This is a genomic window from Pseudoselenomonas ruminantium (genome assembly GCF_900113715.1).
Taxonomy (GTDB): Bacteria; Bacillota; Negativicutes; order Selenomonadales; family Selenomonadaceae; genus Selenomonas_A; species Selenomonas_A caprae.
Window position 1 is genome coordinate 20,388 of record NZ_FOQK01000016.1, and the last position, 15,802, is coordinate 36,189.

Here is a 15,802-nt window from a genome sequence, read left to right on the forward strand (position 1 = left end):
TTAGCCGACGTATGTGTCAAGAAGTTCTCGGTAAAATTCCCCCGTATTATAAAGATATGCTTGTTATTTAATGATTAAAGATATAATTTAAGATTACTTCCGGGCCAAGATCAGATCCGACATATTGCCATTGGTGGAATTGATGGTTTATAACATGAATGACGTGTTTATGTAAAAAGGACTGCCGCATGAGCAGCAGTCCTTTTTGCCGCAGGGTGAACAGTCCTGCGGCGCGGCTTTTACGTGGTGCGTTGGTTAGCTGTCAAGCCATTTGCAGAGGTAGTGGCTGACTATGCCTGCAAAAACAGAAACCATGAAGTTTGCGAGATTTTGGTCCAAATGTAACACCTCCCTCTAGCCGGAGGTTCCGCACCGCGTATTAGTATAGCATGAATTGACGGCAAGCGTAAATCCGAGGTATAATAAAGGCAAGCTAATGGAGTTTGCGAGATTCCAAATGCACCGAAGCTGTGGCCTGAACAACCACAGCTTTTTTCGTGGGAAAATAGGGGCTGTTGCACGTAATGTGACGTGCAGCAGTCCTTTTTCATATACAAAAAGATAATCCCGAGGCTTGAGTGCCTCGGGATTAGGTGTAGAATTTAGTGGTGTCCAGTAGTTCTACCTTTTTCTATTGCAAACAATTGACCGAGAAATATTTTACACTAAGTTAGCCGACGACCCAGCTGACGAAGTAGATAACCAGCGGAATCGTGACACAGGCGATGCCGACGACGTCGATGATGACACCTGTGTGGATCATCTTAGTGATGGGGATATAGCCTGAGGCATAGACAATTGCATTAGGCGGTGTCGATACTGGCAGCATGAAACCGAGTGATGCCGCCAGCGCAATGCCGACCGATACCGGAACGGGGCTAAGGCCAGCCGATACGGCTGCTGTGATGGCCAGTGGGCCAATCATGTTCGTAGCTGCTGTATGGCTCGTGAGCTCAGAGAGCAGCAAGGCCATGACGGAGAAGATCGCGACCATGCCAACCTGTGACGGAGCACCGCCCATCGAGCTGACGATGAGGTCACCGACCCACTGCGAAAGGCCGGTCTTGTACATCATGCCACCCATGGCAAGACCACCGCCGAACAGGATCAGCGTGCCCCATTCGATACCTTCCATGGCCTCCTGCCATTTGAGCGTGAACTGGCGCTTTTCGAAGTTGACCGGCAGGACAAACAGGATAAGAGCACCGGCCATGGCAGCGACGGCTTCCGGGAACAGCCTGTTGTACATCTTGAGTGTCGGATCGGTGCTGCCAAGGGCGATCGAGAGGATGCCCGGCGTTACCCAGAGGGTAACGGCCACGATAAAGCAGAACAATGTGTTCTTCTGTGCGAGTGTCCAGCCGCCAAGCTCGGCAAGTTTGTTCTTGATGAAGGTATCCGCGCCATCGATGCGCTCGACATCAGCTGGGAACATGCGCGACAGTACGAAGGCTGCGATGACGAAATAGACGACCATCGCGATGAAGCCCCAGGTCATCCACTCAAAGAACGATATATGGATGTCACACATTTGGTCAAGGAAACCGAGCATGATGAGGTTCGGCGGTGTGCCGATAGGCGTCAATACGCCGCCAATCGAGCAGGAGTAGGCCGTCATCAGCATGAGGCCCGTAGCGTATTTGTATTCGTGCAGGTCGATCTCACGGCCATTGGCGGCAAACATCTCCTTGATGGACGTCAAAAGGCCCAAGCAGATCGGGAACATCATGGCTGCCGTAGCCGTGTTGCTGACCCAGCCCGAGCAGAGCGCGGCGGCAAGGCCGACGGCCAGGAAGATACGCTTGGGGTTCGAGCCGACCCAGGAGCGCGAGAGCAGCCAATAGGCGAAGCGCTTGTCGAGGCCATGGGTCATCATGGCCTTGGCCAGGATGAATCCACCCATGAACAGGAAAATCATCGGGTTCGCAAAGGCGGCAAACGCAGTGCCGACTGGCACGACGCCAGTCACGACCGCCAATGTCGGCCCGATGAGCGAGGTGACCGGAATGGGTACGGGCTCTGTGATCCACCATATAGCCACGAGTACCATGATTGCCAGCAGCTTATGGGCTGGTACAGTCAGTCCTGCAATCGGGGTCAGAAAGACCAAGAGTGCGAGGATGGGTCCGCCGAACAGGCCGATAGTCCGGCGCTTGCGGTCAAAGGCCTGCTCGGCCCGCTTGACGGCAAGTGCTTCTTTACTCATCTTGTCCAAGATACATGCGCCTCCTTTTATGATATGAAGCAATAGAATGATTTCCACAAATTGTTATTACAATTTATTATATTTCTATCATAAATAAAATTCAGTATTTTTTCAATAGCCCAGACTGATTGGTTCGATTCTATTTGGGCATAGTATGAAAATTAAGATAATTATTCAGCAATAATGAAAATAAGCAGAGGGGCATGAAAAGAGGAAGCCCGTGAAGTGGGATTGTACTTCACGGGCTTCCTGGGAAGGGATGATAAAAAATTTGAGAAATGGGAAGCAAGAAGGGTGGGATTAAAACCTTCTTGTTTAGGGACGCCAATGAGATCGTACCCCTGGGGGATTACCAGGTATATCTCTCATCGACAAGTTTATTATAATCGGTCATTATGAAAAGAGTATGTAACTCAGGTTACGGAAAAGACAAAAAGTAAAAGTTTTTTCTGTTTCTCACGATTTTTTCAAGCCGCCTGTGCTAAAATAAGGATAGATTCCAAAAGAGATGAGGTGATTTCTTTGCGTTATAGCAAGCGCTGGAAACGTTGCCTGACGGCTATGATTTTGTCAGGAGTTATGATGATTGGTATAGGAGGCACATCGCTGCCGAAAGCTGAGGCGGCAGATGCCTGGGCGATTGCGGCCCAGGCACTCGGTGTGCTGGGGGCATATCAGTCGAGCCTGTCGAGTATACTGGAGCTTGGCAACAATGCCCAGGCACAGATCCAGAGCCAGCGGCAGGATATCCAGCAAAATGGCATCGATCCCAATAGCAATGATGTACAGGTGGTCAATCGTGTCATGCGTCAGCTGGTGGATAAAGGCGACTATGTATTGAAGGCCAACAGTCTGCCTTTTTGCTGGACGGTCAACAATAGCAAGGATTTCAATGCGGCCTGCTATCCAACCAACTATGTGAGTATCAACAAGGCGCTCGTGCGCGGCTTGAATCTGGAGCCCGATGAGCTGGCGGCCGTGCTGGCGCATGAGATGACGCATGGCATTGAGCAGCATAGCGCGCATAACTACGCCAAGGCTGTGGCCCAGTACTATGGCATGGCTTTCCTGAATATGGACACAGGCGTAGCGGATTGGAACAAGCTCAATGCACTGGCCAATTACTCGATTGCCAAGAATGTGACGCTGCCGACGGAGTACGATGCCGATGCGGGCGGCTTCTATATCATGACGAGTGCCGGTTTCAATCCGGGCGGCGGCGCAGCGGCCATGGCCCGCATGGCCCGCTATCTGACCTATGAGACACAGAATGTCCTCGAATACCAGGACCCTGACCCGAAACTCAAGGAGCAGGAAAACTATAACGACCATCCCGATACGGATAAACGTGAGCAGAAGCTGGCGCAGATGATGACCGATTATGGCTGTGGTCATGTGACGGTCAAAGACCGCAAGGACATCTATATTGATGGCGAAAAACTGTTGAGCGTTGATTGGGACGGCGAGTATGACAATACCCTGGAGAATGCCTATTTTGTGGCCGGAGCGCTTGCCAAGGCCTTCCATGACTACGATTCGCCGGCGGGCTGGGAGTTCCGTTCCGATGGCGATGGCAATGTGACCTGCCTGGCAAAGACGCGAGTCAACGAGGCTCTGCAGCGATTCCTGCGCACGGAGCGGGCTGGCGAGCGCTTGCAGGCGCTCGTGACAGCTGCCTATGCGGGGGAGAGCGCAAGCGGTGCCCGTACGAAGATGAAAGCGGCTGCCCAGGCAAGGCAGCAGGCACTGCAGGGTGAACGCGAGGCCGTGCTGGCTGCCAACGCCAAGTTCGTCAAGAAGATGCGGGAAAATGGCGATACGTACAGTGACTATGGGCAGGGCGAGCGCGCCCTGTTCCAGATGCGCCGTGTCTTTGCTGCCCGCAATCCCGAGAATGAAGCGGAAAATCATGCGATCCGCGGCCGCGCCAAGGCCGTTGCCGGGGATTTTACAGCGGGACTTCAAGATTTAGACAAAGCCGTAACTATGGATAGCAAGAATGTCTATAACTATCTGAACCGGGCTGATGTCTACCATATGATGGGCAACACCGAAGCGGCACTGGCCGATCTGATGCAGGCTAAGGAAGTCGATAAGGCGAATCCCTATGGCTGGCTCATGAGTGCGCAGATCTATGAGGAGCTTGGCCAGCAGGCTGAGGCTCTGGCGAACTATCAGGAATTCTACCGGCTGCGTCCGAAGGCTTTCCGCGTGATCCCCGAGGAATATCTGTCGCAGATCAGTGACAAGGACTACAAGACGCTGCAGAAAGAGAAGGCAGACGCCAGGAAGAAGTACGAACAACAATGGAATAAGGACCACAAAGACAAAAAAGCTGCGGAAAAGAAATCCGCAGCCAAGTCTTAAAGCGTTTCGTTTATCTCTATGACCTCCACGCCGTTGGCGCGGAGGTTTTTTATTTCGTCCGCATTGGCGCCAGGGCAGGTAATCTACCTGCTCAAGACGCCGGGCGGCAACATCTACCATTCTGGTGATTCGCATTTCTCGATTTACTTTGCCAAACATGGCAAGGATTACGACATCGATGTTGCTTTTGGCTCGTTTGGCGAGAACCCAATCGGTATGCAGGACAAGATGACGTCCATCGATATCCTGCGTATGGCTGAAAACCTTCAGTGCAAGGTGGTTGTCCCGATTCACTGGGATGTTTGGACCGACTTCCAGGCGGACTGCAACGAAATCGAGCTCCTCTACAACTTAATGATGACAACCAACTCCAGCTTACGCCAATCAAGGACAATATGCTCAAGAGCCATGGCTATTACCGTCATATGGAAAAGGATGGCTCGACGAGCGGCATCGTATCCTTCGATGGCGGCGTGCTCCAGGTATTCCCGCCCCAAGCGGCAGGGGATGAGTGGCGCATCGAGGAGCTTATCACCGATGCGGCCAGCGATGCGGTGCTTATGGATCTCAATGGCGACGGTGAGGAGGAGCTATGTGCGATTGCGCCGTTCCATGGCGATACCGTGAACATCTATGAAAAAAAGAATGACAGATTCGAGCTGGCCTATACGCATCCGGAAAAACTCGAATTCCTCCATGCGATTTTCGGCGGCGATATTTGCGGCAAGCCGGCCTGGATCATCGGCAACCGCAAGGGCGACTTTACCTATGGGAAAGATGGCTATGAGACTCAGGAGCTCGACCGTGGCCGCGGCGCAGCGAATGTGCTACACTATATTTATGAAGGCAAGGACATTATCATCGGTGCGAACCGTGAGACCAATGAAATCGCGCGCTACGAGCTGACGGAATGAACGGGGAGGAAATATAATGCTCGAAGAACTCAAACAAAAAGTCTATGAAGCCAATATGCTGCTGCCAAAGCATCATCTGATTACCTTTACCTGGGGCAATGTCTCAGGCATCGACCGGGACAAGGGACTGTTCGTCATCAAGCCGTCAGGCGTGGAGTACGATGTGCTGAAACCTGCGGATATGGTTGTCGTTGACCTTGAAGGCAACAAGGTCGAAGGAGAGCTCAATCCTTCCTCGGATACCGAGACCCACCGTATATTCTATAAAGAATTTCCCCATATCGGCGGTGTCGTGCATACCCATTCGCGTTGGGCGACAATCTTTGCCCAGGCAGGGCAGGGCGTGCGCGCCTATGGCACGACGCAGGGTGACTATTTCTATGGCGAGATTCCGTGTACCCGCGATATGACCGAGGAAGAGATCCGGGGCGAGTACGAATACAATACGGGTGTCGTAGCGGTGGAGCGCTTCAAGAAGTACGGCATCAATCCCGACTATGTACCCGCTGTCCTTGTCAAGAACCACGGCCCCTTCTGCTGGGGCACGGACTGCATGAACGCCGTCCACAATGCCGTCGTGCTCGAAGAAGTAGCCATGATGGCATTCCACACGCAAATGCTCACCGGCGACCGTGACCCCATGCCCCAGGCCCTGCTCGACAAGCACTTCCTGCGTAAGCACGGCCCGAATGCCTACTACGGACAAAGGAAAAAATAAAAAAGGGGTTGTGACAAAATGCTTTCGCATTTTGTCACAACCCCTTCAGTGCATGAGAAGAGTTGGTTAATTCTCTTCGGCACTGAGGCTGCCATGCGTATTAGAGTCTCTTATCCAGCCATTTGCAGATGTAGTAGCTGGTTACGCCTGCCAGGACAGAGACTATAAATGATTCGAACAAGTCTATGCCTCCTTTCTCTTTTTTCTGGGAGAAAGGTACACACGGCAACGATATTATAGCATAGCTTGACTTTTGGTGTAAAATTGATATACTAAAACCAGCTAAATGATTCGAATAAAGCTATGCGAAAAAACCGTAGGGAGTGGTTACCCTGCGGTTTTTTCTGTATGCGAATATTTTCAGCGCTCCATAATAGCCTCAACAGATTTCACACAGGCATTGCGGAAGCCGTTTTCTTCCAGTGCCGTGACGCCGCGGATGGTAGTGCCGGCTGGGGAGCAGACGTTGTCTTTGAGTACGCCCGGATGCTCGCCAGTGGCAAGCTGCAGTTTGGCCGAGCCGAGAATCATCTGGGAAATCAGCCGATAGGCGTCGGCGCGTTTCATGCCGTATTTTACCGCAGCATCGCCATAGGCCTCGATCATGAGGTCGACGAAGGCCGGGCCGCAGCCTGTGACCGTGCCACCAATGCCCATAAGCGAACTCGGCAGTTCCTGGACAAGCCCGACGGCGGCAAAAAGCTGCATGATTTTGGCACGCTCGCCAGCGTTTAGCGAATTTGTTTCCTCAAACAATAGCACCCCCTCGCCAACCATGGCGGGGGTATTCGGCATGATGAATTGCAGGCGTGTTGCGGTCTTTAGATGCTGCTGATATTTGGCGTAATCCCAGCCGGCAGCAATCGAAATCAGCGCCTTGCCATCGAGCTTATTGCCGAGCTCGGCAAGTACGGATTCGATCTGATACGGCTTGCATGCCATGATGAGCGTATCAGCTGCTGCGGCGAGCTCAGTGAGCGTCGCGCACGGCGTAAAGCCGATGCGCTCACTGTTCTTTTTCAGTTTTGCCTGATTCGGTGCAAAGGCAAAGACCTTCGCTTTATCGATAGCCCCTGCCTTGATAAAACCTTCAGCCAGCGCCTGCGCCATATTGCCCATGCCGATAAAACCGAGTTTATTCATTGCGATAACCTCCTGTATATAGCTGGTTGTTTTACTGTACAATACAATAGTTACAATTATATCATAAACAAACCGTTTTAGGTAAAGAAAATAGGCATTTCGATGTTCATGCAATCGAAATGCCTATTTTTTGTCTGTGTTTTTCTCGGCCACAGTATCGTATGAAGTTTTTGCTACACCAGCACCGGATTCAAGCTCCACATCTAGTGCCATATGCGCTGCGTAACGTTGCTGCATATGTTTCGATAGCTTATAGAAACTCTGCAGCATCTGCCGGGCAAGCGGTGGCAGTGTCATCTCGCTGGTTTGTTTCGCTTTGTGACCAACCAGGGCATCAAGCGTTATGCCATAGAAATCGGCCAGCTTCGTCAGCGTCTCGATATCTGGTGACCGCTTGCTTGCCTCGTAATTTGCATAGGTAGAACGGCTGACGCCAATCGCATCGGCAACCTGCTGTTGCTTCAAATCGTGCAATTCGCGCCATTCCAGCAAATGTTTATTGATAACCATCACGACCTTATCCCAAAATCTTCCTATATTATATGAAATCTTTTCTGGAAAATACGATTTTGCGCCGTATTGAAATGCAAATTATTGACTTGCTTCGGATTGAAACATATAATAGAAGTTGCGATACGACACGTAGTGCAAAATGAATTAACAAAACGAAACTAAAGGAGCGACGTAACGATATGGAACACGAAGAGAGCATTGACCTGGAAAGACTCATGCAGATCATGCTGGAGCGGCGGAAGGTAGTAGGCGGTATCATTGCCGGTTGTACGGCACTGGCTATTGGTACGGCCTTTATCCTGCCAAAACAGTACGAGTCTATGACAATGGTGCAGACTCGTACGGCAGGCAATGACCTTGGTGGTGCTGCTGCAATGGCTGCCGCGATGGGGATAAATATTGGTGGCAGCAGCTCGAATGCCTCGCCGCTCAACTATATCGAGCTGATGAAGTCACGCCGTGTCTTAGACCCGATTATCGACCAGATTGAGTGGCCCGATGAAAAGAAGAAGCCGGAAGCTAAAGATTTTGCCAAGAAGAATCTCAAAATCGAGAATACGAAGCAGACCAACCTTATCACGGTAACAGCTACAGGCCGTACGCCGGAGGAAGCACAGATGATTTCGCAGGGGGTGGTGGATAACTTCCTGCAGATGCAGACTGAAAACAGCCAGCAGACGCAGAGCCTCCTTGTCACGTTCCTTAACGACCGCATTGAAAATGCCAAAAAGGATGTTGATGATTCGGCGGCAAAGCTGGCTGCCTTCCAGCGTGAGCATAAGCTGTACAGTCCGAGTGACCAGGCAAAGGCCGCGATTGAGCAACTAGCAGCCTTTGACAAAACCATCGGCGAGATGCAGGTCATGCAGAAGTCGGCAGAGGCACAGTATGACGTCGCAACGCAGAAACTCGGCGAGCAGAAGGCTGGTGCACGCAGCTACAACATCAACGACAACAGCACGGTACAGAATATCCGCGCCCAGATTGTAGCCAAGGAAGTCGAGCTCGTCGGCGCACGGCAGAAATATACAGATAATCACCCATCGGTAATCACAGCACAGCAGCAGCTTTCCCAGCTTAATCAAGCACTAACAGACGAAGTCGGTGCCATCGTAAATTCCAATGCGGCCAGTCTCAATGCTGCGCAGATGGAATTGCTGAAGAACCAGGCAGTGGCGCAGGCTCAGTCGAGTGCGGCGAGTGCCAGTGAGAAGGCTATCCGCGAGAAAAAAGCGGAAAAAGAAGGTGAAATCGCCAAGCTGCCAGAGGGCATGATGGATTATATAAAACTCGAAAGCGATGCCAAAATTAAGCAGCAGATCTATACGAGCCTTGTCCAGCAGTGTGAGCAGGATAAAATCCAGGAAGCCATGGAAAGCATGGATATTCAGGTCATCGATGCTGCCAATTTGCCGGATGAAGACAAACCAGCTGCACCGCATAAAGCACTCATCGTTGCAATCGGCTTTGTCATTGGCTGCCTGCTAAGTTTTGGCTATGGTCTTGTCTGGTACAAACGAGAAGCATAACAACAAGAGTACAAAAACGGGAAAAGAGAGGCATATTTTGAACTATCTGCAACAAATAAGAGACAAATTCAAATTAATCTTGATAGACGCAATCATTTTGGGAATCGTTCCGATATTGGCCTTGCTTTTGCGCTTTGAGGGGACGATTCCTGTTAAGGAGTTTGTTACCTTTCGCAGCTGTCTCCCATGGATGGTGCTGCTGAATTTGGTAATCTTCTATTTCTATGGGATGTATCATCGCATCTGGCATTATGCCCGCATGCGCGACTTGGTTGCCATTATTGGTGCAGTTACTTTATCGCAGGCGGCTGTTTTCATCATCACGGTGATGTTATCGCTGGAAGTGCCACGCAGTGTCTTGATTTTAAACTGGCTGCTAAGCATTGGTGCTATCGGTGCCAGCCGGCTGATGTTTAAGATAAATCTTGATTTGGTAACCGAATCCAAAGGGGAGAAAGAAAATCTTCTAATCGTAGGTGCTGGTGATGCCGGGGCGATGCTCGTAAGAGAGTTGGAGCAAAATGATAATGCTACCACTAGAATCATTGGCTTTGTCGATGATGATGAGAAGAAACAAAAAGGCAGGCTGGCAGGGTTTCCTATACTTGGAACCATCAATGAACTGTCAGATGTCGTCAAGAAAAATAAGATTGATGAAATAGTTATTGCTATTCCATCCGCAGATGGTGATACCATCCGTCATATTGACCTGCAATGCCGTAATACGGGTGTCAAAGTCCGCATCATGCCAAGTATCTACGAAATGGTCAGTGATGAAGTCAGCATGGGCGAGATGCGCGAAATCCAGCTGGAAGACTTGCTGCGGCGTGATCCCATTCATTTGGACTTTGCCAAGATTACCAATTATATCGCAGGCAAAACGGTACTTATCACAGGTGCTGGCGGCTCCATTGGCTCGGAAATCTCGCGGCAGATTAGCCGCGTAGGAGCTAGGGAAATCATCCTGCTTGGCCGTGGGGAAAACAGTATCTATGAAATCCATCAGGAGCTCAAACGCAAATTCCCTGAGCAAATCTATCATACGGTCATTGCCAATATCACGGACAAAGACCGCATGGCACGGGTATTTGAAAGATTCCAGCCACAGGTTGTATTCCATGCCGCAGCCCATAAGCATGTGCCGCTTATGGAAATCCAGCCGGATGAAGCCATCCGCAATAACGTCTTTGGTACCAAGAATGTAGCCGAATTAGCGGATCAGAATCATGCAGAGATTTTCGTCCTTATATCGACGGATAAGGCCGTAAATCCGACAAGTGTCATGGGGGCTACCAAACGTACAGCTGAGCTTGTCCTGCAGGAAATCAATCAGCACAGCATGACAAAGTTCGTAACCGTCCGCTTCGGCAACGTTCTTGGCAGCCGTGGCAGTGTCGTGCCTCTCTTTGAAAAACAGATAGCTGCTGGTGGCCCCGTAACTGTCACGCACAAGGATATGACGCGCTTCTTCATGACGATTCCTGAGGCTGTGCAGCTTGTCCTGCAAGCGGGCAGTCAGGCCGAAGGGGGGGAAGTATTCCTCTTTGACATGGGCAAGCCCGTAAAAATCAAGGATATGGCAGAAGATTTGATCCGTCTCCATGGACTTACGCCAGGCAAAGACATCAAGATCATCTACACGGGCCTCAGACCTGGTGAAAAGCTTTACGAAGAACTACTCACCAGTGAAGAAGGCACTACGAGCACCAAACACAAGAAAATCTTCAAGGCACAGATTCAGCCCTTGGATGAATCAGACTTGCAGCAAAGCTTGCAGACGTTGAAAGAAACGACGGACAAACAGGTTATTCTCAAAACCCTCAAACATATGATACCTACCTACAAAAGTAAACAATTAGAAGTGTGACGTATGAAAAGCCTTCCCCTATGGGGAAGGTGGCCCGTAGGGCCGGATGAGGTTCAAAGCTGTATCCGTTTCAAACAATTATGAAAGAAGGCTTTTTTACTAATGTCAACCAACAAAATCTGGCTTTCCTCTCCCACGATGCACGGCGACGAGCAGAAATGGGTAGATGAAGCCATCCGTACCAACTGGGTATCTACTGTAGGTGCCAATATCAATGCCGTGGAAGAACAGATTGCCGAATATGTCGGCTGCAAATATGCGGTAGCCCTGTCTGCAGGCACGGCCGCCCTGCATTTAGCAACGAAACTCGCTGGCGAAAAGCTCTATGGACAGGCAAGACCGAATGCAGGCACCCTGCAGGGGCATAAAGTGTTCTGCTCTGACTGTACCTTTGATGCCAGCATCAATCCGGTAGCCTATGAAGACGGTGAGGCCGTATTTATCGATACGGAATATGATACCTGGAATATGTGCCCCGAAGCTTTGGCTAAGGCTTTCGAAATGTACCCGGATGTGAAACTCGTGATTGTTGCGCATCTCTATGGTACGCCAGGCAAAATGCAGCAGATAAAAGAAATCTGTGATAAGCATGGTGCACTGATTGTAGAGGATGCGGCCGAATCTTTAGGCGCAAAATACAAGCTGAACGGCAAATGGGTAGAAACTGGTACACTGGGGAATTTCAATGCCATCAGCTTCAACGGCAACAAAATCATCACGGGTTCCTCCGGTGGTATGTTCCTGACCGACAGCAAAGAAGATGCCGACAAGGTACGAAAATGGTCGACGCAGAGCCGCGAGGCAGCACCGTGGTATCAGCATGAAGAAATCGGCTACAACTACCGCATGAGCAACATCATTGCCGGTATCATTCGTGGCCAGATTCCGTATCTTGACGAGCATATTGCGCAGAAAAAAGCCATCTATGAACGCTATGAAAAAGGTCTTGCTGACCTGCCTGTCAAGATGAATCCCTGGGATAAAGAAAACAGCCAGCCGAACTTTTGGCTGTCCTGCCTGATTATCGACAAAGACGCAATGGCTCCGCAGGTCAGAGGCGAACAGGAATACCTTTACAAACACGAAAGCGGCAAAAGCTCACCGCAGGAAATCCTGGATGCTATGGCAGCAATCAATGCGGAGGGCCGCCCTATCTGGAAACCTATGCATATGCAGCCGATTTACCGGACAAATGCTTTTATCACCAAAGAAGGCAATGGCCGTGGCAGAAGTAATGCCTATATCGCCGGCAGCGGCATAGACGTGGGTGCAGATATCTTCCAGCGGGGATTGTGTCTGCCTAGTGACAATAAGATGACGATCGGACAACAGGACAGAATTATTGAAGTGATTCATAAATGTTTTTTGTGAGCCTATGAGGTGATTATTTGTATCAGAAATATGGCAAGCGGTTGTTTGACATAACAGCGTCAGCCTTAGCGCTAGTGCTATTAAGCCCCTTGTTGTTATGGTTGGCATGGAAGATTAAGAAAAATCTCGGCAGTCCTGTGATTTTCTCGCAGATAAGACCTGGGAAAAACAAAAAGCTCTTTCGCTTGTATAAATTCCGTTCCATGACGGATGACAAAGATGAAAAGGGGAATCTTTTGCCGGATGAAGAACGCATGACTGATTTTGGTCGCAAACTTCGTGCTACTAGTTTGGACGAATTGCCGGAACTATGGAATATCCTTAAAGGAGATATGAGTATTGTCGGACCGCGTCCACAGTTGGTGCGTGATATGGTCTTTTTCAATGAGGAGGAGATGCATCGACAGGACGTCACTCCAGGCCTCACTGGCCTTGCACAGATTAATGGGCGTAACAATAGCGGGTGGAAAGAGCGTTTTGCTTACGATTTGGCCTACATCCAAAAGATTACTCTTTGTAAAGATCTATGCATCATCTGGAGAACTGTATTTAAGGTCAGCAGGCAGGAAGACATTGCCACTGATGGCATGGAAACAAGTGAGGATTATGGCGAGTGGTTGTTACGTCAGAACAAGGTCAGTCAGGCAGAATACAAAGCGAAGCAGGTACAGGCAAAGAAAATACTAGGTGAGTATATAAGGAGTAAGGTAAATGGGCAATAGCTGGCAATATTATAAATATGTGTTTCTAGCAACTAGTAAACCTCATGAACCTATTAATATAGAAATGACAAAAATGGAGCAAATGTTTGATGACAAGCTTTACTTTGTGGATGGGGAACGGAATATAAATCATGCTACATGATTCCATGATTATTTAATTAAGTATTTTGGCTTTAGAAGAGCTTATTGTAAGTTGAATATAGCTTATAGGGCGTTTTCTTATAATGATAATATATGTACTATATAAATTTCGAGAAATAATAAAAGAATTTGATAATAATCGTATATTACATAAAGTAAATGTAGTATTAAGAATTGAATAAAAATCTAGAAGAAAGTAAAATGCTAGTTTTATCGTCAGAATAAGATGATTTAAAAATATCCGTCAAAGAGAGCGTGAAATAGAATGTGCATTCGTGGACTTGTGTCGGTTATTACACCTACATATAATTGTGCGAAGTTTATTGCTGAAACAATTGAATCTGTACAAAATCAGTCCTATGAAAATTGGGAAATGATAATTGTGGATGATTGTTCGCAAGATGATACTAGAACGATAGTAAGAAATTATCTACAAAAGGATAATAGAATTAAATATTATTGCCTAGAAAAAAATAGCGGTGCTGCTATAGCCCGTACTAAGGCTATGGAATTGGCAAATGGTCAGTATATAGCTTTTTTGGATAGTGATGATTTGTGGCTGCCTGATAAACTGGAAAAGCAAATAAATTTTATGGAGAAAAATAAATATTACTTTACAAGTACATCTTATCAACAAATGACAGAGGATGGTCATGATACTACAAAAATTTTGCATGCAATTCCTAAAACAGACTATAATCGTCTTTTATTAGATTGTCCTGTGGGAAATTCAACAGTTATGTATGATGTTAGTAAAATGGGGAAATTTCAAGTTCCGAATATTCGTAAGAGAAATGACGATGCCTTGTGGCTAGCTATGTTGAAAAAAGAAAATATATATGGATTTCCGGAAATACTAATGAAATATCGCTTGAGGAAAAATTCTATATCTAGCAATAAAATATCCCTATTGAAATATACGTGGATATTGTATAGAGATATAGAACATCTATCAATTTTTACATCAATTTGGCATATATGTTGGTGGGGAATAATAAAGATTTTTCATCTTAAATAGTAAAATCGCTTTTATTGTATCTGTTACATTGGATGGGAGAATTATCTAGGTATGATAGATAAAATGAACATTGTATTTTTAGCTCCAGCTAATAATTATCATACTTTAAAATGGTGCAAATGGTTTTCGGAACGTGGACATAAAGTATCGGTAATTTCCTTGACACCAGCAGATGATAATATCATGGCTGACGTTTATTGCTTACAGACTAGGGCAGATGTATCGTCGAGAGATATTAAAAAGATATTGTATTTCACTAGGGTGAAAAAAATAGAATCGATTATACAGGCGATTAACCCGGATATAATAGCAGTACATTACGCATCTAGTTATGGAGCCATGGCTGCGCTATCGAGAATAAAAAAATATTTTCTGTTTGTATGGGGGTCAGACATATACTCGTTTCCTAATAAATCTTTTATACACAAAGCTTTGATAAAATTTATCCTTTATAGAGCTTGTTTTTTGTGCTCCACGAGTAAAGCAATGGCAATTGAAGCGTCTAAATATACATCGAGAGAATTTTCAATAGTACCATTTGGTGTAGACACGAATCTATTTAATGGTGGATTGCGGTATAGAGAGGATAAAGAAAAGTTCGTCATAGGGACAGTTAAAACCTTATCGCCAGAATATGGAATAGATTATTTGTTGATGTCAGTAGCAATCATTAGGAAAAAATATCCATATATTCCCATAGAAGTAAGGATTGCAGGACGAGGATCTCATGAGACAGTGTATAAAAAAATGGCATTAGAGTTAGGGATTAGAGATTGTGTTAGTTGGTTAGGGTTTATTTCGCAGAAAGATGCTGCAAAAGAATGGGCTAATATGGATTGTGCGGTAATTCCATCTAGGTCAGAGTCATTTGGGGTTTCTGCAGTAGAGGCGCAAGCGTGTGAATGTCCGGTGGTTATATCAGATTTGCCAGGGCTTATGGAAGCAACTTGTCCAGGTAAATCTAGTATAGTAGTAAAAAGTGGCGATGTAGAGGCGTTAGTAAAAGCCATAAAATACCTTTATGATTTCCCGTTAGTAAGAAAAAGAATGGGGGAAGAAGGACGAAAATATGTGATTGAAAAATATGACATAAATAAATGCTTTTCTGATGCTGAAAAAATGTTTTATGGTTGGAAAAATAGAAATGATTAGATTTGTAAATTCTAAAAAATAGTCGGGAGAATTGGTGTAGAATAATTGTCAAAGACAATAGTAGATAATGATAACGTTATTCAAAATGTAATGGTCTATCGAAGTCTATAAGAGACTTCTTTGATAAAAGGGTTAATATTA

Annotated in this window: 13 protein-coding genes; 10 read left to right on the forward strand and 3 right to left on the reverse strand. The window is 47.3% G+C overall.

Annotation, left to right across the window (positions count from 1 at the left end; all coding sequences use genetic code 11):
* Positions 1–670: 670 nt before the first annotated feature.
* On the reverse strand, positions 671–2,206 hold the full coding sequence (locus BM181_RS09335) for an SLC13 family permease (protein ID WP_173372973.1): 1,536 nt from the start codon (positions 2,204–2,206) through the stop codon (positions 671–673).
* A gap of 561 nt (positions 2,207–2,767) precedes the next feature.
* On the opposite strand from BM181_RS09335, the gene BM181_RS09340 reads away from it, so the two are divergent.
* The 3 genes from BM181_RS09340 (at position 2,768) to BM181_RS09355 (ending at position 6,205) form a co-directional block, all read left to right on the forward strand.
* A complete protein-coding gene (locus tag BM181_RS09340; RefSeq protein ID WP_075444382.1) occupies positions 2,768–4,573 on the forward strand; it encodes a M48 family metalloprotease in 1,806 nt (601 codons plus the stop codon).
* 395 nt (positions 4,574–4,968) lie between these two features.
* Positions 4,969–5,487: a hypothetical protein gene (locus tag BM181_RS09350; protein WP_177207189.1), complete on the forward strand. Its 519-nt coding sequence runs from the start codon at positions 4,969–4,971 to the stop codon at positions 5,485–5,487.
* Positions 5,488–5,503: 16 nt separating this feature from the next.
* Positions 5,504–6,205 (forward strand): L-ribulose-5-phosphate 4-epimerase, encoded by a 702-nt coding sequence (locus tag BM181_RS09355; protein ID WP_075444301.1) that lies wholly within the window; start codon positions 5,504–5,506, stop codon positions 6,203–6,205.
* A gap of 360 nt (positions 6,206–6,565) precedes the next feature.
* On the opposite strand, the gene proC is transcribed toward BM181_RS09355, so the two are convergent.
* Together proC and BM181_RS09365 are read right to left on the reverse strand one after the other, a co-directional pair.
* Positions 6,566–7,348 carry a pyrroline-5-carboxylate reductase gene (proC, locus tag BM181_RS09360; protein WP_082336251.1) on the reverse strand — a complete coding sequence of 261 codons (783 nt, stop codon included), beginning with the start codon at positions 7,346–7,348 and terminating at the stop codon, positions 6,566–6,568.
* 123 nt (positions 7,349–7,471) lie between these two features.
* Entirely contained in the window at positions 7,472–7,858 is a 387-nt protein-coding gene (locus BM181_RS09365; RefSeq protein WP_075444304.1) for a helix-turn-helix transcriptional regulator, read from the reverse strand.
* Between the two features lie 182 nt (positions 7,859–8,040).
* Here BM181_RS09365 and BM181_RS09370 point away from each other — a divergent pair, with 182 nt between their 5' ends.
* From BM181_RS09370 to BM181_RS09395, 7 genes are all read left to right on the forward strand, one after another.
* Positions 8,041–9,390: a GumC family protein gene (locus BM181_RS09370; RefSeq protein ID WP_075444307.1), complete on the forward strand. Its 1,350-nt coding sequence runs from the start codon at positions 8,041–8,043 to the stop codon at positions 9,388–9,390.
* Between the two features lie 205 nt (positions 9,391–9,595).
* Positions 9,596–11,257, forward strand: a complete 1,662-nt coding sequence (locus BM181_RS09375; RefSeq protein ID WP_256211342.1) for a polysaccharide biosynthesis protein — start codon at positions 9,596–9,598, stop codon at positions 11,255–11,257.
* Positions 11,258–11,359: 102 nt separating this feature from the next.
* The gene (locus BM181_RS09380; RefSeq protein WP_075444310.1) at positions 11,360–12,628 is read left to right on the forward strand and encodes a DegT/DnrJ/EryC1/StrS family aminotransferase; all 1,269 of its coding nucleotides are present in this window, start codon (positions 11,360–11,362) and stop codon (positions 12,626–12,628) included.
* A gap of 17 nt (positions 12,629–12,645) precedes the next feature.
* Positions 12,646–13,350, forward strand: a complete 705-nt coding sequence (locus tag BM181_RS09385) for a sugar transferase (RefSeq protein WP_075444313.1) — start codon at positions 12,646–12,648, stop codon at positions 13,348–13,350.
* Entirely contained in the window at positions 13,340–13,492 is a 153-nt protein-coding gene (locus BM181_RS15310) for a hypothetical protein (protein ID WP_177207191.1), read from the forward strand. The genes BM181_RS09385 and BM181_RS15310 overlap by 11 nt, the downstream gene beginning before the upstream one ends.
* Positions 13,493–13,756: 264 nt before the next feature.
* Positions 13,757–14,509 carry a glycosyltransferase family 2 protein gene (locus BM181_RS09390; protein WP_075444316.1) on the forward strand — a complete coding sequence of 251 codons (753 nt, stop codon included), beginning with the start codon at positions 13,757–13,759 and terminating at the stop codon, positions 14,507–14,509.
* 51 nt (positions 14,510–14,560) lie between these two features.
* Positions 14,561–15,661 carry a glycosyltransferase gene (locus tag BM181_RS09395; protein ID WP_082336253.1) on the forward strand — a complete coding sequence of 367 codons (1,101 nt, stop codon included), beginning with the start codon at positions 14,561–14,563 and terminating at the stop codon, positions 15,659–15,661.
* Positions 15,662–15,802 lie beyond the last annotated feature (141 nt).

What these genes read in the sequence shown, in the direction of transcription:
- BM181_RS09335 (WP_173372973.1), bottom strand. Translation starts at nt 2,206, where the DNA reads ATGAGTAAAGAAGCACTTGCCGTCAAGCGGGCCGAGCAGGCCTTTGAC.
- BM181_RS09340 (WP_075444382.1), top strand. Translation starts at nt 2,768, where the DNA reads ATGATTTTGTCAGGAGTTATGATGATTGGTATAGGAGGCACATCGCTG.
- BM181_RS09350 (WP_177207189.1), top strand. Translation starts at nt 4,969, where the DNA reads ATGCTCAAGAGCCATGGCTATTACCGTCATATGGAAAAGGATGGCTCG.
- BM181_RS09355 (WP_075444301.1), top strand. Translation starts at nt 5,504, where the DNA reads ATGCTCGAAGAACTCAAACAAAAAGTCTATGAAGCCAATATGCTGCTG.
- proC (WP_082336251.1), bottom strand. Translation starts at nt 7,348, where the DNA reads ATGAATAAACTCGGTTTTATCGGCATGGGCAATATGGCGCAGGCGCTG.
- BM181_RS09365 (WP_075444304.1), bottom strand. Translation starts at nt 7,858, where the DNA reads ATGGTTATCAATAAACATTTGCTGGAATGGCGCGAATTGCACGATTTG.
- BM181_RS09370 (WP_075444307.1), top strand. Translation starts at nt 8,041, where the DNA reads ATGGAACACGAAGAGAGCATTGACCTGGAAAGACTCATGCAGATCATG.
- BM181_RS09380 (WP_075444310.1), top strand. Translation starts at nt 11,360, where the DNA reads ATGTCAACCAACAAAATCTGGCTTTCCTCTCCCACGATGCACGGCGAC.
- BM181_RS15310 (WP_177207191.1), top strand. Translation starts at nt 13,340, where the DNA reads ATGGGCAATAGCTGGCAATATTATAAATATGTGTTTCTAGCAACTAGT.
- BM181_RS09390 (WP_075444316.1), top strand. Translation starts at nt 13,757, where the DNA reads ATGTGCATTCGTGGACTTGTGTCGGTTATTACACCTACATATAATTGT.
- BM181_RS09395 (WP_082336253.1), top strand. Translation starts at nt 14,561, where the DNA reads ATGATAGATAAAATGAACATTGTATTTTTAGCTCCAGCTAATAATTAT.